Annotated in this window: 17 protein-coding genes and 4 tRNA genes; 7 read left to right on the forward strand and 14 right to left on the reverse strand. The window is 67.0% G+C overall.

Features of this window, described 5'->3' with window-relative positions; translation table 11 throughout:
• Positions 1 to 59: 59 nt before the first annotated feature.
• Positions 60 to 926 (reverse strand): pirin family protein, encoded by an 867-nt coding sequence (locus PL79_RS24005; protein ID WP_044844750.1) that lies wholly within the window; start codon positions 924 to 926, stop codon positions 60 to 62.
• Positions 927 to 1,036: 110 nt separating this feature from the next.
• Between PL79_RS24005 and PL79_RS24010 the strand changes: the two genes are divergently transcribed.
• Both PL79_RS24010 and PL79_RS24015 read left to right on the forward strand, forming a co-directional pair.
• Entirely contained in the window at positions 1,037 to 1,954 is a 918-nt protein-coding gene (locus tag PL79_RS24010; RefSeq protein WP_044844751.1) for a LysR family transcriptional regulator, read from the forward strand.
• Between the two features lie 166 nt (positions 1,955 to 2,120).
• Entirely contained in the window at positions 2,121 to 2,633 is a 513-nt protein-coding gene (locus PL79_RS24015) for a GAF domain-containing protein (RefSeq protein WP_044844752.1), read from the forward strand.
• A gap of 127 nt (positions 2,634 to 2,760) precedes the next feature.
• Here PL79_RS24015 and map read toward each other — a convergent pair whose 3' ends face one another.
• Both map and PL79_RS24025 read right to left on the reverse strand, forming a co-directional pair.
• Positions 2,761 to 3,567: a type I methionyl aminopeptidase gene (map, locus tag PL79_RS24020; protein WP_044844753.1), complete on the reverse strand. Its 807-nt coding sequence runs from the start codon at positions 3,565 to 3,567 to the stop codon at positions 2,761 to 2,763.
• On the reverse strand, positions 3,567 to 3,806 hold the full coding sequence (locus PL79_RS24025; protein ID WP_044844754.1) for a ParD-like family protein: 240 nt from the start codon (positions 3,804 to 3,806) through the stop codon (positions 3,567 to 3,569). The genes map and PL79_RS24025 overlap by 1 nt, the downstream gene beginning before the upstream one ends.
• A gap of 140 nt (positions 3,807 to 3,946) precedes the next feature.
• On the opposite strand from PL79_RS24025, the gene PL79_RS24030 reads away from it, so the two are divergent.
• Together PL79_RS24030 and PL79_RS24035 are read left to right on the forward strand one after the other, a co-directional pair.
• A complete protein-coding gene (locus PL79_RS24030) occupies positions 3,947 to 4,606 on the forward strand; it encodes a helix-turn-helix domain-containing protein (RefSeq protein WP_044844755.1) in 660 nt (219 codons plus the stop codon).
• Complete coding sequence (locus PL79_RS24035; protein WP_044844756.1) at positions 4,603 to 5,151, forward strand: GNAT family N-acetyltransferase; 549 nt, start codon at positions 4,603 to 4,605, stop codon at positions 5,149 to 5,151. The genes PL79_RS24030 and PL79_RS24035 overlap by 4 nt, the downstream gene beginning before the upstream one ends.
• 332 nt (positions 5,152 to 5,483) lie before the next feature.
• Here the strand turns inward: PL79_RS24035 and PL79_RS24045 are convergent.
• The 6 genes from PL79_RS24045 to uvrC form a co-directional block, all read right to left on the reverse strand.
• Positions 5,484 to 5,557: transfer RNA gene (locus PL79_RS24045), tRNA-Cys, on the reverse strand.
• A gap of 102 nt (positions 5,558 to 5,659) precedes the next feature.
• Positions 5,660 to 5,735: transfer RNA gene (locus PL79_RS24050), tRNA-Gly, on the reverse strand.
• Positions 5,736 to 5,786: 51 nt separating this feature from the next.
• Positions 5,787 to 5,862: transfer RNA gene (locus PL79_RS24055), tRNA-Gly, on the reverse strand.
• Between the two features lie 53 nt (positions 5,863 to 5,915).
• Positions 5,916 to 5,991, reverse strand: a tRNA-Gly gene (locus tag PL79_RS24060).
• 150 nt (positions 5,992 to 6,141) lie between these two features.
• On the reverse strand, positions 6,142 to 6,729 hold the full coding sequence (gene pgsA / locus PL79_RS24065) for a CDP-diacylglycerol--glycerol-3-phosphate 3-phosphatidyltransferase (RefSeq protein ID WP_006757520.1): 588 nt from the start codon (positions 6,727 to 6,729) through the stop codon (positions 6,142 to 6,144).
• A 99-nt stretch (positions 6,730 to 6,828) separates the two neighbouring features.
• The gene (gene uvrC / locus PL79_RS24070; protein ID WP_044844757.1) at positions 6,829 to 8,865 is read right to left on the reverse strand and encodes an excinuclease ABC subunit UvrC; all 2,037 of its coding nucleotides are present in this window, start codon (positions 8,863 to 8,865) and stop codon (positions 6,829 to 6,831) included.
• 76 nt (positions 8,866 to 8,941) lie between these two features.
• Between uvrC and earP the strand changes: the two genes are divergently transcribed.
• The 3 genes from earP to PL79_RS24085 all read left to right on the forward strand — a co-directional run bounded on the left by earP (position 8,942) and on the right by PL79_RS24085 (position 12,491).
• Positions 8,942 to 10,138 carry an elongation factor P maturation arginine rhamnosyltransferase EarP gene (gene earP, locus PL79_RS24075; RefSeq protein ID WP_044844758.1) on the forward strand — a complete coding sequence of 399 codons (1,197 nt, stop codon included), beginning with the start codon at positions 8,942 to 8,944 and terminating at the stop codon, positions 10,136 to 10,138.
• A 138-nt stretch (positions 10,139 to 10,276) separates the two neighbouring features.
• Complete coding sequence (efp, locus tag PL79_RS24080) at positions 10,277 to 10,834, forward strand: elongation factor P (protein ID WP_044844759.1); 558 nt, start codon at positions 10,277 to 10,279, stop codon at positions 10,832 to 10,834.
• A gap of 271 nt (positions 10,835 to 11,105) precedes the next feature.
• On the forward strand, positions 11,106 to 12,491 hold the full coding sequence (locus tag PL79_RS24085) for a sigma-54-dependent transcriptional regulator (protein WP_044844760.1): 1,386 nt from the start codon (positions 11,106 to 11,108) through the stop codon (positions 12,489 to 12,491).
• A 155-nt stretch (positions 12,492 to 12,646) separates the two neighbouring features.
• Here PL79_RS24085 and nagZ read toward each other — a convergent pair whose 3' ends face one another.
• From nagZ to era, 5 genes are all read right to left on the reverse strand, one after another.
• Entirely contained in the window at positions 12,647 to 13,675 is a 1,029-nt protein-coding gene (gene nagZ, locus PL79_RS24090) for a beta-N-acetylhexosaminidase (RefSeq protein ID WP_044844761.1), read from the reverse strand.
• A gap of 16 nt (positions 13,676 to 13,691) precedes the next feature.
• Entirely contained in the window at positions 13,692 to 14,129 is a 438-nt protein-coding gene (acpS, locus tag PL79_RS24095; protein ID WP_044844762.1) for a holo-ACP synthase, read from the reverse strand.
• A 69-nt stretch (positions 14,130 to 14,198) separates the two neighbouring features.
• Positions 14,199 to 14,975, reverse strand: coding sequence for a pyridoxine 5'-phosphate synthase (gene pdxJ / locus PL79_RS24100; protein WP_044844763.1), 777 nt, complete (start codon positions 14,973 to 14,975; stop codon positions 14,199 to 14,201).
• Positions 14,972 to 15,811 carry a DNA repair protein RecO gene (recO, locus tag PL79_RS24105; RefSeq protein ID WP_014897645.1) on the reverse strand — a complete coding sequence of 280 codons (840 nt, stop codon included), beginning with the start codon at positions 15,809 to 15,811 and terminating at the stop codon, positions 14,972 to 14,974. The genes pdxJ and recO overlap by 4 nt, the downstream gene beginning before the upstream one ends.
• On the reverse strand, positions 15,798 to 16,697 hold the full coding sequence (gene era / locus PL79_RS24110) for a GTPase Era (protein WP_006476493.1): 900 nt from the start codon (positions 16,695 to 16,697) through the stop codon (positions 15,798 to 15,800). The genes recO and era overlap by 14 nt, the downstream gene beginning before the upstream one ends.
• Between the last annotated feature and the right edge of the window lie 31 nt (positions 16,698 to 16,728).

Here is a 16,728-nt window from a genome sequence, read left to right on the forward strand (position 1 = left end):
CACGCGTGCCGCCCTTCCGCGCGTGAAAAAAAGGCCCCGCATCGCGCGGGGCCTGTCCGTCATGCCGGCATCTGGCCGAAGCGGCCGTTGTTGAAATCGTCGATCGCGGCCCGGATTTCCTCTTGCGAGTTCATCACGAACGGCCCGTAACCGACGACCGGCTCATCGATCGGCTCGCCGCTCAGGATCAGCAGCTTGGCGTCGCCGTTCGCTTCGATCTCGACGTCGCGGCCGTCGCGGCTCAGCTGCACGAACTGCGCTTCGCGGGCGACCGTCTCGCCGTTCACCAGCAGCGTACCGCTCAGCACGACCACCGCGAGCGTGCGCCCTTCGGCGATCGGGAACCGCGCACGGCCGCCGGCTGCGAGCCGCACGTCCCACACGTCGATCGGCGTGTGCGTGCGGGCCGGGCCGCGCCGGCCGTCGAATTCGCCCGCGATGATCCGCGCGCGGCCTGCGCCGTCCGGCAGTTCGACCACCGGGATGTCCGCGTCCAGAATCGTCTGATAGCCGGGCGCACCCATCTTGTCGGCGGCGGGCAGGTTCACCCACAGCTGCACCATCTCGAGCGGGCCGCCCCGCTTCGTGAACGCTTCCGAGTGGAATTCCTCGTGCAGGATCCCGCTCGCGGCCGTCATCCACTGCACGTCGCCCGGGCCGATCACGCCGCCCGCACCGGTCGAGTCGCGGTGCGCGACTTCGCCGTCATAGACGATCGTCACCGTTTCGAACCCGCGGTGCGGGTGCTGGCCCACCCCGCGCGGTGCCGAAGCCGGCTCGAAGTTCGCGGGACCCGCGTAGTCGAGCAGCAGGAACGGGCTCAGGTGCGTCCCGTGAGACTGGTAGCTGAACATCGAACGCACCGGGAAACCGTCGCCGACCCAATGACCGCGCGGCGCACTGTACACACCCTGGATCTTCTTCATTTGCCTTCTCCGAATTGCGGCGAAACACGTGTTTCGCAACCTGAGTAGGAATATAGAGGTGGAACGATCGATCCGGTAGACTGCCAAAATCGCACTCAGCGTTCTATTTCATGAACGATAACGAACGGGATCTGAACGATCTGTATTACTTCGTGCAGGTGGTCGAGCACGGCGGCTTCGCGCCGGCCGGGCGCGCGCTGAACATGCCGAAGTCGAAGCTGAGCCGCCGCATCGCGCTGCTCGAGGCACGGCTCGGGATGCGGCTGATCCAGCGCTCGACGCGCCGTTTCACCGTCACCGACGTCGGCCAGACCTACTACGCGCATTGTCGCGCGATGCTCGTCGAGGCGGACGCCGCCGACGAGGCGATCGCGCTGCTGCACGAGGAGCCGCGCGGCATCGTGCGGGTCAGCTGCCCGGTCGTGCTGCTCGATTCGCTGGTCGGCACGATGATCGCCGCGTTCATGGTCGCGTGCCCGCGCGTCGAGATTCACCTGGAAGCGACCAACCGGCGCGTCGACGTGGTCGGCGAAGGGATCGACGTCGCGATCCGCGTGCGCCCGCCGCCGCTCGAGGACAGCGATCTCGCGCTGCGCGTGCTGGCCGAGCGCGGCCAGTGCCTCGTCGCGAGCCCCGCGTTGCTGCGCGAGCGCGGCGTGCCGGCCGTCCCCGCCGACCTGACCCGCCTGCCGAGCCTCGATCACGGCGTGCCGCAGGCCACGCACGTGTGGCGGCTACGCGGCCCCGACGGCGCGCACGCGGAAATCCACCATCAGCCGCGGCTCGTCACGGGCGGCATGCTCGCGCTGCGCGCGGCCGCCGTCGCGGGGGTCGGCGTCGTGCAGTTGCCGACGATGATGGTGCGCGACGAAGTCGCACGCGGCGAACTGGCGACCGTGCTGCCGGACTGGGCGCCGCGCCGCGAGATCGTGCATGCGGTGTTCGCGTCGCGGCGCGGGCTGCTGCCCGCGGTGCGCGCGCTGCTCGATTTCCTGGCCGAGCGGTTCGCCGAACTCGAGCCCGATTGAGCGGCATCGCCACGGCGGTCACCCCGCGTTCGGCGTTTCGGCGTGTGCGTCGCGAACCGGACGCTGCAGACCGGCCGCGCGTGCCGTAGACTGCGGGACGCGCATCGCGCTTTTCACGACCCGTTTCACAACCCCGCTGTTCACAACCTCTTTTCGCCTTTCAGCCATGTTCACGCTGTCCACCGACCCTCACGCCTCCAAGGCCGAACTCTATGCGACGCTCGTCGAGCAGGCACGCGCGCTCATCGAATCGGAACGCGACCTGACCGCGAACGCCGCGAACTTCTCTGCGCTCGTCTATCACTCGCTCGACCGCCTGAACTGGGCCGGCTTCTACTTCTTCGACGGTTCGGAACTCGTGGTCGGGCCGTTCCAGGGCAAGCCCGCGTGCGTGCGGATCGCGCTCGGCAAGGGCGTGTGCGGCACGGCTGCGCAGACCCGCGAGACGCAGGTCGTGCGCGACGTGCATGCATTCCCGGGCCATATCGCCTGCGATGCCGCGTCGGAATCGGAAATCGTCGTGCCGCTGGTCGCTGCCGACGGCACGCTGATCGGTGTGTGGGACGTCGACAGCCCCGTCGCCGCGCGTTTCGACGACGAGGACCGCAACGGGATGGAAGCGCTGTGCCGCGTGTTCGTCGAACACGCGTGGCAGAAGGCGCGCGGTCGAGCCGCGTGACGCTGCCGGCGGCGGCTGCGGAGGCCGCAGCCTGCTGATCGCGCCGCTTGGCCGCCAACGAAAACGGGCCCCGCTCATTCACGCGGGGCCCGTTTTCGTTGCGTCGCTGCGCGCGGCGCGCCGCGTGTCAGGCCGCGTGCGTGCCGGAAAGCGCCGCGAACGCCGGCGGCTTCACGTCGTCCGACAGGATCTCGAAGCCCTGCTCCGTCACGACGACCATGTGCTCCCACTGCGCGGACAGCGAATGATCCTTCGTGACGACCGTCCAGCCGTCCGCCAGCACGCGCGTATCGCGCTTGCCCGCATTCAGCATCGGCTCGATCGTGAAGATCATCCCCGGCCGCAGCGGCACGCCGGTGCCCGGGCGGCCATAATGCAACACCTGCGGCTCGTCGTGGTACACGTCGCCGATCCCGTGCCCGCAGTACTCGCGGACCACGCTGAATCCCTCACGATGCGCGACCTGCTGGATCGCATAGCCGACGTCGCCGAGCGTCGCGCCGGGACGCACCGCGCGGATGCCCGCATGCATCGCCTCATAGGTCGTCGCGACGAGGCGCCGCGCGAGTTCGCCCGGCTCGCCGACGAAGTACATGCGGCTCGTGTCGCCGAACCAGCCGTCCTTGATCACCGCGATGTCGAGATTCACGATGTCGCCGTCGCGCATCGGCCGCGACGACGGAATGCCGTGACAGACCACGTGATTGACCGACGTGCACAGGGTTTTCGGATAGCCGTGATAGCCAATGTTCGCCGGAATCGCGCCGAGCACGTCGACGATATATTCGCGGCAGCGCACGTCGAGCTCGTCGGTGGTGACGCCCGGTTTCACGTGTTCGGTGATCATCGTCAGCACCTGGGACGCGAGCTTCGCGGCCTCGCGCGACTTGGCGATTTCCGCGGCACCGCGGATCGGGATTTCGCGCCTCGCCATTACGCCACCTGCTCGATGCCGTGGGCGACGACCGATTCCGTGCCGCCGGCATCGCCGCCGCGCGCTTCGGTCTCGATCAGCAGCCGGCAGATATCGCCGTAGGACAGCGACGGATTGAGTTCCGCCAGCATCCCGACGCGCAGCCAGTGCTCCGCCTGCGCATTGATCGAACGGCTCAGCGCGGTACTGGTCGAGCGCAGCCGTTCGTGCATGTGCTCGGATATCTTGATGATTCCCATATGTCTCTAATTAAACGAAATATAGTCGTTTCGTATATTACGCTCACCTCGGTCGCCGGGCAAGCGCCGGGCTGCCTGCGAATCGCCGATCCGGGATCCCGTTGACATCGAATTCCAGCTTGCTGGAAAATAAATCCACCATGCAAGAACCAGTCAACGCCCCTGCCGACGACATCGGCATCAACGAACGCATCGCCCGGCGCGTGCGCGAGCTGCGCACGCTACGAGGCTACACGCTCGATGCGCTCGCCGCGCGTTCCGGCGTCAGCCGCTCGATGATCTCGCTCATCGAGCGCGCGTCGGCGAGCCCGACGGCCGTCGTGCTCGACAAGCTCGCGGCCGGTCTCGGCGTGTCGCTGGCCGGGCTGTTCGGCGGCGATCGCGACGACGCACCCGCGCAACCGCTGGTGCGACGCGCGCAGCAGGCGGAATGGCGCGATCCGGCGTCCGGTTACGTGCGGCGCAATCTGTCGCCACCCGGCTGGCCGTCGCCGATCCAGCTCGTCGAGGTCGATTTCCCGCCCGGTGCGCGCGTCGCGTACGACTCCGGCGGGCGCGAAAGCGCGCTGCATCAACAAATATGGGTCATCCACGGGCGCGTCGACGTCACGTGCGGCGACCAGCTTCACGAACTTCACGAAGGCGACTGTCTGGCCATGCGCGTCGATCAGCCGCTGATTTTCAGCAACCCGTCGTCGCACGTCGCGCGCTATGTCGTCGCGATCTGCGATGTCCCCGCCGCCGCCGGCGCGCGGAGTGTTTCATCCGTTCAAGGCCGACAGGCGCAGGAGCCCGCATGAATTCCCCGAAACCGCGCGAAGACGTGCGCCTGATCGATTGCAGCGAGGCCGAGCATGCCGCGGCCATCCTCGACATCCTGAACGACGCGATCGTGAATTCGACCGCGCTGTACGACTACCGGCCGCGCCCGCCGGAAGCGATGGTCACGTGGTTCGCGACGAAGCGCGCCGGTGGTTTTCCGGTCGTGGGCGCGGTGGATGAATCGGGCACGCTGGTCGGCTTCGCGAGCTGGGGCACGTTCCGCGCGTTCCCCGCGTTCAAGTACACGGTAGAACACAGCGTGTACGTCCACCGCGACCATCGCGGCCGCGGGCTCGGCGAACTGCTGCTGCGCGAGTTGATCCGGCGTGCGCGTGAAGCCGAAGTGCATGTGCTGGTCGGCTGCATCGATGCGACCAACGGCGGCAGCGTCGCGCTGCACACGCGCCTCGGCTTCGTGCACTCCGGCACGATCACCGAAGCCGGCTTCAAGTTCGGCCGCTGGCTCGATGCGGCGTTCTATCAGCTGAGGCTCGACACGCCGGCTCGGCCGGTCGATGGCTGATCGGCATCGCCGAATGCTTGGCACGCGCATGATGACGCGGGCGGCCGCAGCCGCGGTCCGGAAAACGGCATCGACACCCCGTCGGATCTCGAATCGGAAATTCGCAAACAGGTTTTAGACGAACCGGCCGACGGCAACAATCCGAATCGCAGGACGATCACGCTGCCGATCCTGAACAGCAAGGGCCGGCATCTGCTCGCGATTTACGACTATAGCGGCAAGAGCACGTCGAAGTGCGAGCGGGTGACGCTGACGTATCCGGCGGAGTAGCCGCGCGGATCGAGCGCGGAAAAAAGAAAAGCCCCGCCGAAGCGGGGCTTTTCTTTTCTTGCTGGAGGCGCGAGCCGGAGTCGAACCGGCCTAAACGGCTTTGCAGGCCGCTGCATAACCGCTTTGCTATCGCGCCAAAAGCGGACTGTCCGGATGCCATGAAGGCAAGCGACAGATTCTTTTATTCAAGGACCGTCGGTCCATCAAATAAAAAGGGAAGCGTGGCTTCCCCATGACTTGGAGCGGGAGACGAGTCTCGAACTCGCGACCTCAACCTTGGCAAGGTTGCGCTCTACCAACTGAGCTACTCCCGCATTGTCCTGCACCTGCAGCGCTTTGCCGTACAACACGCTGCCAGAAAAATCTGGAGCGGGAGACGAGTCTCGAACTCGCGACCTCAACCTTGGCAAGGTTGCGCTCTACCAACTGAGCTACTCCCGCATGTGTCCTGCATCTGCAGCGCTTTGCCGTACAACACGCTGCCAGAAAAAATCTGGAGCGGGAGACGAGTCTCGAACTCGCGACCTCAACCTTGGCAAGGTTGCGCTCTACCAACTGAGCTACTCCCGCGTATTGCTGCGCTACTTCTACTGCTTCCCCGTCACACACTTACTTCGTCGTGCAGCGGAGAAGCGAGATTATGTCGAAGGCACATTCGTGTGTCAAGGGCTTTTCCAGCCCTTTTTCCAAAAAACTGCGAACCGACCGTGCAGGGGCCGGTCACGCGCCGCCGCGCTCGCGAATCTGCGGCCATGCGAGCTTCATGTAGTACAGCATCGACCAGATCGTCAGCACCGCGGCGAGGTACATCAGCCACTCGCCCCACACGCGCGTGTCGATCGTCGCGATGCCGAGCGGCAGCGGGCCGTAGTACAGCAGCATCGGAATCGCGACCATCTGGCACGCGGTCTTGAACTTGCCGAGCTGGTTCACCGCGACGCTCTTCGACGCACCGATCTGTGCCATCCATTCGCGCAGCGCCGAGATCGCGATCTCGCGGCCGACGATCACGAGCGCGATCGCCGCGTCGACCCGCGAAATCTGCACGAGGATCAGCAACGCGGCCGTCACCATCAGCTTGTCCGCGACCGGATCGAGGAACGCGCCGAACGACGACGTCTGGTTCCACTTGCGGGCGAGAAACCCGTCGAACCAGTCGGTCAGCGCGGCGAGGATGAAGATCGCCGCCGCCGCGAGGTTGCGGTGCGCGCCGCCCATCACCGTGTCCGGCAGATAGAACACGCCGACGACGAGCGGGATCAGCACGATCCGTACCCACGTCAGGAAAATCGGGAAATTGAACGGCATGGCATGCGGGTCAGTAAAGGATTCGCAATTGTGCCGTGTCGACCGGCCTGCCACAAGAACGCGAGATCGCGCTCGGGCGTGGCCGGTCGCACGGCCGGATCAGTGAAGCTGCTTGTAGATCTGCTCGGCGAGCGCGTGCGAGATGCCGTCGACGCTCGCCAGCTCCTCGACGCTCGCCGCGACCACACCGCGCAGCCCGCCGAACCGCGCAAGCAGCCGCTGCCGGCGTTTCGCACCGACCCCTTCGAGCTCCTCGAGCCGCGAGGTCTGGCGCGCCTTCGCCCGTTTCGCGCGCATCCCGGTGATCGCAAAGCGGTGCGCCTCGTCGCGGATCTGCGCGACGAGCATCAGCGCGGCGCTCTCCTTGCCGAGTTCGAGCGGCGTGCGGCCGTCCGCGAACACGAGCGTCTCGAGACCGACCTTGCGCCCCTCGCCCTTCGCGACGCCGACCAGCATCGACGTATCGAGCCCGAGCTCGGTGAACACCTGGCGCGCGATCTCGACCTGCCCCTTGCCGCCGTCGATCAGCACGATGTTCGGCAGCAGGCTCGATGCCTCGGCCTGGCGCGTCGATTCGCCGTCGATGCCGGCCGCATCGTCGGCGGCCGCTGCCTGCGCGGCCTGCTCGACCATCTTCTCGTAGCGGCGCGTCAGCACCTGCCGCATGGCCGCGTAATCGTCGCCCGGCGTGATGCCGGTGATGTTGTAGCGACGGTACTCGCCCGACTGCATCTTGTGATGGTGATAGACGACGCACGACGCCTGCGTCGCCTCGCCCATCGTATGGCTGATGTCGAAACATTCGATCCGCAGCGTCGCGAGATCGTCGCTTTCGAAGCCGAGCGTTTCCGCGAGCGCGCGCGTGCGCGCCTGCTGCGAACCCTGCTCGGACAGCAACCGCGCGAGCGCGATCTGCGCGTTCTGCTCGGCCATCGACAGCCACGCGCGCCGCTGCCCCTGCGGCTGCCGCACCAGCGAGACCTTGTGACCGGCCTGCTCGGACAGCAGCTCGAGCAGGTCGCGGCTCGCGGGCGCGTGGCTCACGACCAGCACGGGCGGCACGCGATTGCCGAGATAGTGCTGCGCGATGAACGCATCGAGCACCTCGGCCTCCACCGACGCGCCCGCGTCACGCGCGGCGGCAGCGTCTTCCGCGGGCCGGTCGGGCAACGCCGCAGCGGTGTCGCCGGCAGCCTCCGCTGCCTCGCCCTCGGCCTCGTCGCCGAGCCCGCCTTCGGCCAGCGTCAGCGCACTTTCGACGTGCGCCGGGAAATAGGCCTTGTCGCCGAGATGCCGGCCGCCGCGCACCATCGCCAGGTTCACGCACACGCGTCCGCCCTGCGCGACCACCGCGAGGATGTCGACGTCGCTGTCGCTGCCGACCTCGATCGCCTGCTGGTGCAGCACCGTCGCGAGCGAGCTCATCTGGTTGCGCACGGCGGCTGCCTGCTCGAACTTCAGCTCGGCCGCGAACGCGTGCATCTTCTGCTCGAGTTCCTTCATCACTTCCGATTGCCGGCCGAGCAGGAAGCGCGCGGCGTTCGACACGTCGATCGCGTAGTCGTCCTCGGAAATCGCGCCGACGCACGGCGCCGTGCAGCGCCCGATCTGATGCAGCAGGCACGGCCGCGTACGATTGTTGAAGACCGAATCCTCGCAGGTGCGCAGCTGGAACACGCGCTGCAGGATCTGGATGCTCTCGCGCACGGCCCACGCGCTCGGGAACGGCCCGAAATACTGGTTCTGCTTGTCGACCGAGCCGCGGTAGTACGCCATGCGCGGAAAGCTGTGCGCGGTGAGCTTCAGGTACGGATACGACTTGTCGTCGCGAAACAGGATGTTGTAGCGCGGCGCGAGCGCCTTGATCAGGTTGTTCTCGAGCAGCAGCGCCTCCGCCTCCGAGCGCGTGACGGTCGTCTCGATGCGCGCGATGCGCGTGACCATCATCGCGATGCGCGGCGACAGCTGCGTCTTCGTGAAATAGCTCGAGACGCGCTTCTTCAGGTCGCGCGCCTTGCCGACGTAAAGCACGGCGCCCGCCGCATCGTAGTAGCGGTAGACGCCCGGCATGTGCGGCAGTTGCACGAGGATCTTCTTCGGTTCGAACGGGGTGTCGGCGGCTTCTGGGGATGTCATGCGCGATTCGGGTGCCTTGTGGCGCGGAACGGGTCCATTAGAATCGCCAGTTTAGAGCATTCACCGGTCCGCTTCGATGCCCCGCACCGCCCCCGCCTCCCCTGCCTCTCCTGCGCCGCTCGCACCCGACGAACCGATCGCGTGCGACCTCTTCTGCACCGTGATCGACAACTTCGGCGACATCGGCGTGTGCTGGCGCCTCGCCCGCCAGCTCGCGCACGAGCACGGCTGGCAGGTGCGCCTGTTCATCGACGACCTGCGCACGTTCGCGCGGCTGCTGCCGGGGGTCGATCCCGATGCGGGGCGGCAGACGCTCGACGGCGTCGTGATCGAGCACTGGCATGCGGAAGTCGGCGACGCACTGGAGATCGCCGACGTCGTGATCGAGGCCTTCGCATGCGAGCTGCCCGGCGCGTATCTCGCCGCGATGGCGCGCCGCGCGCGCCGCCCGGTGTGGATCAACCTCGAATACCTGAGCGCCGAGGACTGGGTCGCCGATTTCCATTTGCGGCCGTCGCCGCATCCACGCTATCCGCTGCTGAAGACGTTCTTCTTCCCGGGACTGTCGGCCGGCACGGGCGGCGTGCTGAAGGAACGCGACCTCGACGCGCGCCGCACGGCCTTCGAAGCCGACGCGGCGGCGCGCACCGCCTGGTGGCGGCATGCGACGGGCGACGCGCCACCGGCGCCGGGCACGACCGTCGTCAGCCTGTTCGCGTATGAGAATCCGGGCGTCGACGCGCTGCTCGCGCAGTGGCGCGACGGCGCGTCGCCCGTCGTCGCGCTCGTGCCCGCCGGCCGCGTGTCGCCGGCCGTCGCCCGCTTCTTCGGGGTCGAATCGTTCGGCGCCGGCGCGCACGCAAGCCGCGGCAATCTGACCGCGTACGGGCTCGCGTTCGTCCCGCAGGCCGACTACGACCCGCTGCTGTGGGTGGCCGACGTCAACTTCGTGCGCGGCGAGGACTCGTTCGTCCGCGCGCAGTGGGCGCGCAAGCCGTTCGTATGGCACATCTACCCGCAGGCCGACGATGCGCACCTGCCGAAGCTCGACGCCGCGCTCGCGCATCTGTCGGCCGGCCTCGCCGATGCGCCGCGCGCGGCGCTCGCGCGCTTCTGGCATGCATGGAACGGCGCCGGCACGCCCGACTGGGCCGATTTGCTGCAACACCGTGCCGCACTGGATGCCAACGCGGCGCGCTGGGCCGACGCGCTGGCGAGCGTCGGCGATCTCGCCGGAAAGCTGGCGGAATACGCAAAATCTCAGTTAAAATAAGCGGTTATCCGACGGCTGACCACGCAAGCGCTCGCGTTTGGGGCTCTTGGCACCTACCGGAACGCACCGCCGCTTGCGCCGTCAGCCGTTGCGCAACGCTCAGGCACCTATTTATTTGATTGGATCAGGACAGTTTTTATGAAGACCGCACAGGAACTCCGCGTAGGCAACGTCGTGCAGATCGGCAGCGAAGCATGGGTCATCGCAAAGGCGGAATACAACAAGTCGGGCCGCAACTCCGCCGTCGTCAAGATGAAGATGAAGAACCTGCTGACGAACGCAGGCCAGGAATCGGTCTACAAGGCTGACGACAAGTTCGACGTCGTCGTGCTCGACCGCAAGGAAGTGACGTACTCGTACTTCGCCGACCCGATGTACGTGTTCATGGACGCCGACTACAACCAGTACGAAGTCGAAGCGGAAATGATGGGCGAAGCGCTGAACTACCTCGAAGACGGCATGGCGTGCGAAGTCGTGTTCTACAACGAGAAGGCGATCTCGGTCGAACTGCCGACGATCCTGGTTCGCGAGATCACCTACACGGAACCGGCCGTCAAGGGCGACACGTCGTCGGGCAAGGTGCTGAAGAACGCCAAGCTCGCAACGGGCTTCGAACTGCAAGTGCCGCTGTTCTGCAATACCGGCGACAAGATCGAAATCGATACGCGTACGAACGAATATCGCAGCCGCGCGTAATCGCCTGCGATTGCCGGATCGAACAAAGCGCCCTTCGGGGCGCTTTTTGTTTGTCTGGCGTCAACAGCAGCGGGCGTCGGCACCATGGACAGCACGAAATCCAGCATTAAAGGTATTCAATTTGTATCATCGGTAACTGTTTTATAGCGTGAAAGAAATAATGCACGTCAGGCGTTCAGCGGGGCATAAAATCAGTTTTTAATCTGACATGCGGCTGCGGCCGGCTCCGATGGCCGACAGCCCGCCTCTCTTGACTCGACTCGCGTCCACCATGCCACACGCCCTGATTGTCGAAGACGATCCCAACAGTCTGTCCGGCCTGACCGCGCTGCTCGCCGCAGACGGCTTCTCGGTCGACACGGCCACGTCGCTCGCCGAGGCACGCACGGCGCTCGGCCGCTCGATTCCCGATGTCGTCCTGGTCGACCTGAACCTGCCGGACGGCAGCGGATTCGACCTGCTCCAGCACCTGCCGCAGCAGCAGCCGAACGGCTCGCTGCCGGTGATCGTGCTGACGGGCAACGCGACGGTCGAGAGCGCGATCGAAGGCCTGCGTCACGGCATCTGGGACTACCTGCTGAAGCCGATCAACATTCCGCGCCTGCGCAGCCTGCTGGCCCGGATTCCGCGCCCCTACGAACTGATCGACGAAGTGCGGACGCTGCGCGCGTCGCTGCGCCACCTCGGCCGCTTCGGCGCGCTGGTCGGCCGCAGCGAGGCGATGCAGCACGTGTACGACATGATCGAGCACAACGCGGGCACCGAAACGGCCGTGCTGTTCACCGGCGAAGCCGGCACCGGCAAGAAGCTGGCCGCGCGCACGCTGCACGACCTGAGCCGGCGCCGCAAGGGGCCGTTCGTGTCGTTCGACTGCCGCACGATCGCCCAGGCCGGACGCCACGGCGCGTCGCTCGACAGCGTGCTGTTCGGCCATGAACGCGGCGCGTTCGACGGTGCCGAGCGGCGCGAGTCGGGCCTGTTCGAACAGGCCGGCGGCGGCACGCTCTTCCTCGACGAGATCACCGCCCTGCCGCTCGTGCTGCAGGAAGCGCTGCTGCATGCGCTCGACTCGCAGAACTTCATGCGGATCGGTGGCACGAGCTCGATCGCGAGCGACTTCCGGCTGATCGCGACCACGCGCCGCCCGGCCCGCGAGGCGGTCGCGAACGGCATGCTGCGCGAGGATCTGTGGCTGCGTCTCGATGCGGCATCGATCACGATGCCGCCGCTGCGCGAACGCGACGGCGATGTCCTCGCCATCGCGGACGCGCTGATCGACGACCTCAACCGCGAAGCGCGCGGCACCGGCCGCAGCACGACCGACAAGCGCGCGGCGCCGGGCTTCGTGCGCGAATGCGTGTCCTACGAATGGCCCGGCAACGTGCGCGAACTGCAGGAGCGCGTGCGCTTCGCCTATGACGCATCCGGCGATTTCATCGAAACGCTGCGCGCGGGCGAAGCAAGCTTCGCGGCCGGCGCCGCGCTGAACGGCAGCAGCGTGCAGATCAAGGTCGGCACCCCGCTGTCCGACGTCGAGGATCTGCTGATCCGCGCGACGCTCGACGCGGTCGGCGGCACGCGCCATCGCGCGGCGACGCTGCTCGGCATCAGCCCCAAGACGCTGTACAACAAGTTGCAGCGGATGAAGGTCAACTGACCGGGCGGCCGTTGTTCGGGGCGCCGGCCGGAGCTGACGGTTAGTTGCGCAAGGACGTGTCGCCCCGCGCTTCGCCGTCAATGGAAAAAGCCGCGCAAAAGCGCGGCTTTTTTGCTTCGGCAACGGGACCGGCGGCTTCGCGCCGCCCTTCCCGCTTACGCCAGTGCGCTGCTCAACAGCGCCTGCGCCTGCAGATACTCAGGCTGCGCGATCAGCTTGTCCCACTTGAGCGGCTTGCCGCGCGCCCGCATCCGCTTGATGCGCCGCACCGACTCGGCCGACGCCTGCGCCTTCAGGCCGTTCAGCACGACTTCGGCCGCATCCGGCTGGTTGCAGACGAGCACCATGTCGCAACCGGCGGCGAGCGCCGCGTCGGCCGCCTGCGTGAGCGTGCCGCCCTCGCGTGCCGCCTCCATCGACAGGTCGTCGCTGAAGATCGCGCCCGTGAAGCCGAGCTGCCCGCGCAGGATGTCCTGCAGCCACACGCGCGAGAAGCCGGCCGGCCGCTTGTCGACCTGCGTGTAGATCACGTGTGCGGGAATCACCGCGGTCAGCGCGAGGCCGAGCCAGTCGTACGGCGCGACGTCCTGCTTGAGGATCGCGTCGAGCGGCCGGTCGTCGGTCGGCAGCGCGACGTGCGAATCGGCTTCCGCAAAGCCGTGCCCCGGGAAATGCTTGCCGCAGTTCGCCATGCCGGCGAGCGACAGCCCGTGGTTGAGGCTCTTCGCGAGCAGCGTGACGACGCGCGGGTCGCGATGGAACGCACGATCGCCGATCACCTTCGAGTGCCCGTAGTCGAGATCGAGCACCGGCGTGAAGCTCATGTCGATGCCGCATGCGCGCAGCTCGGCCGCCAGGATGTAGCCGACCGCGGTCGCGACCTTCGTCGCGAGCAGCACGTCGCGGTCCCACAGTTCGCCGAGGCGGCGCATCGCCGGCAACACCGTGAAGCCGTCGGTGCGGAACCGCTGCACGCGGCCGCCTTCGTGATCGACGGCGATCAGGATGTCCTCGCGCACCGCGCGGATCGAGTCGGTCAGCGCGCTCAGCTGCGCACGGTTCTGGAAATGCCGCGCGAACAGGATCACGCCGCCGGTGTTCGGATGCGCAAGGCGCCGCGCATCGTCGCGCGACAGGGCCGTGCCGACGACGTCGAGCATGACCGGGCCGGGAGTCGTTTTCATCGAATCGGAAAGTCCGTCAGGGAGTGGTTCGGGAAACAGGTGCGGGTGCAGGCGGCGCTGCGTCGGTCTCGGCGACCACGAACGACACCGCGTAGTCGCGTTCGTCGCTGACCGTCACGCGCGCCGTGATGCCGCGCGCGGCGAGCCAGTCGGCCAGTTCACCCGACGCGACGACGTACGGTTCGCCGCTGCGCTGGTTGAGGGTCTGCAGCGCGCGCCACGTCATCGGCCAGTGCATGCCGAGCCCGATCGCCTTCGAGAACGCTTCCTTCGCGGAAAAGCGCGTCGCGAGAAACGCGATGCCGCGCGCCTCGGAGCGCGCGCGGCGCGCATGGAACACGCGCAGCTCGTCGGGGCCCAGCACCTTCTCGGCAAACCGGCCGCCCGTGCGCTCGAGCACGGCCGCGATGCGGCTCACCTGGACGATGTCGGTACCGATGCCGTAGATCGCCATGTCAGCGCCCGCCGTGACGCACGGACGACGCCGGGTGACGAGCGAAGCGCGCGCGCACGGAATGCATCGTCAGCGCGCGCCGCCGTGCAGCGCGGCCACGCGCGCGGCGACCATGATCGCCTTCATCTCGCGCACCGCGTTGTCCCAGCCCGCGAAGATCGCGTGCGCGACGATCGCGTGGCCGATGTTCAGCTCGACGATGCCGTCGATCGCGGCGATCTGCTGCACGTTCGTGTAATGCAGTCCGTGACCGGCGTTGACCTTCAGGCCCAGTTGCGCGCCGGCCTGCACGCCCGCGACGATGCGTTCGTATTCGCGCTGCTGCTCGCCTTCGTCGTGCGCATCGGCATAGCGGCCGGTATGCAGCTCGACCACCGGCGCGCCGGCTTCGTGCGCGGCACGGATCTGTGTTTCGTCCGGATCGATGAACAGCGACACGCGCACGCCGGCGTCGGCGAGCTGCCTGCATGCCGCACGCACGGCCTCGAAGCGGCCGGCGACGTCGAGACCGCCTTCGGTCGTCAGTTCCTCGCGCTTCTCGGGCACGAGGCACGCGTCGTGCGGACGCACTTCGCATGCGATGTCGAGCATCTCGGCCGTCACCGCGCATTCGAGGTTCATCCGCGTCTTCAGCAGCGGGCGCAACGTGCGCACGTCGGCGTCGACGATGTGGCGGCGGTCCTCGCGCAGGTGCAGCGTGATCGCGTCCGCACCGGCCTCTTCGGCGGCGAGCGCCGCGCGGATCGGATCGGGATAGGCCGTGCCGCGCGCGTTGCGCAGCGTCGCGACGTGGTCGATGTTCACGCCGAGGTCGATGACGGTGGGCGTTGTCAGGAAGAAGCTCATAGGTTTTGCAGGTCGATCAGGATCTGACGCGTGGCAAGCGGCGTACCGCCGAGATAGGTGTTCAGCAGGAAGCGCATCAGCGTCTTGCTTTGCGCGACCGTCTGGGCTCGATGGTAATCGTCCTGCTCCATGTCGAGCAACGTCTGTCCGGTAATCACCGGCCAGTGCGACGGCACGTCGTCGTCCGCATTGCGCACGCCGCGCTCGGGATCGAACACGTAGCGGCGATCGGGCTCGACCGCCCGGCGCGCGACCGTGCGGTTCAGCGCCATCGCATAGCCGGTCTCGCGCAGCAGCACGCGCTCGAACGAGCGCAGCACCTGCACCGCGGGCTCGCCGTGCGCGAGGCGCGTCAAGGTCAGCACGTAATGATTGAAGAGCGGCGGCTGCGGATCCTCGCGCGCGCAGAATTTCACGAGCAGCTCGTTCGCGTAGAAGCCGCACAGCAGCCCGTCGCCGCCGAGCGGCAGCATCCCGCCGACCCATTCGGCGCCCGTCAGCGTGCGCACTTCGGATTTGCCCGACCAGGACAGCAGCAGCGGCTGGAACGTCTGCAGCACGCCGCGCAGCGCGGAGTGCGGGCGCTTCGCGCCCTTCGCGACGAGCGCGAGCCGGCCGTGATCGCGCGTCAGCACGTCGATGATCAGGCTCGTTTCACGGTACGGATAGCTGTGCAGCACGAACGCCGGCTGCTCGGCGACGCGGAAATCGGACGTGCGAGAGGTCGCGCGCCGCGCCTTGCGACGCGGCGGTTCGGGCGGTGCCGGCAACGGCGCGTCGTTCGCGCCGGCGGTCACCGCATCTTCGGTCGACGTCAGCGCGTCATTCGTACCCATAGGCACGCAGCCCCGCCTCGTTGTCGGCCCAGCCGCTCTTCACCTTCACGAAGGTCTCGAGGTACACGGGGCCGTCGAACAGCTTCTCCATGTCCATCCGCGCCTCGGTGCTGATCTGCTTGAGCTTCTCGCCCTTCTTGCCGATCACCATCGCCTTGTGCGAATCGCGTTCGACGAGGATCGTCGCGAAGATGCGCTTCAGGCGCCCTTCCTCCTCGAACTTGTCGATCAGGACGGTGCTCGTGTACGGCAGTTCGTCGCCGGTCCAGCGGAACACCTTCTCGCGCAGGATTTCGGCCGCGAGAAAGCGCGAGCTGCGGTCGGTCAGCTCGTCCTCGCCGTAGATCGGCTCGCCTTCCGGCAGGTACGGCTTGATCGTGTCCAGCAGGCGCTTGATGTCTTCCGGCTTCTGCGCCGACAGCGGCACGAGCTCGGTGAATTCGCGCAGCTCGCTCACCTTCTGCATGAACGGGAACAGCGTGGCCTTGTCGTTCACGCGGTCGATCTTGTTCGCGATCAGCAGCGTCGGCATGCCGGGCGGGATCAGGTCGAGCACCTTCTGGTCGTCGGGCCCGAAGCGGCCGGCCTCGATCACGAACAGGATCACGTCGACCGACGTGAGCGTCGACGTGACCGCGCGGTTCAGCGAGCGGTTCAGCGCGGTGCTGTGACGGGTCTGGAAGCCCGGCGTGTCGACGAACACGAATTGCGCGTCGTCGAACGTGTTGATGCCGGTGATGCGATGGCGCGTGGTTTGCGCCTTGCGCGACGTGATGCTGATCTTCTGGCCGACGAGTGCGTTCATCAACGTCGACTTGCCGACGTTCGGGCGGCCCACGATCGCGATCATGCCGCAACGGAAACCGGTAGGAGCGGGAGTGTTCATATCGTTTGGGAGACAGGTTCGGAAACGGCCG

The organism is Burkholderia sp. USMB20 (assembly GCF_000949135.2).
Taxonomy (GTDB): Bacteria; Pseudomonadota; Gammaproteobacteria; order Burkholderiales; family Burkholderiaceae; genus Burkholderia.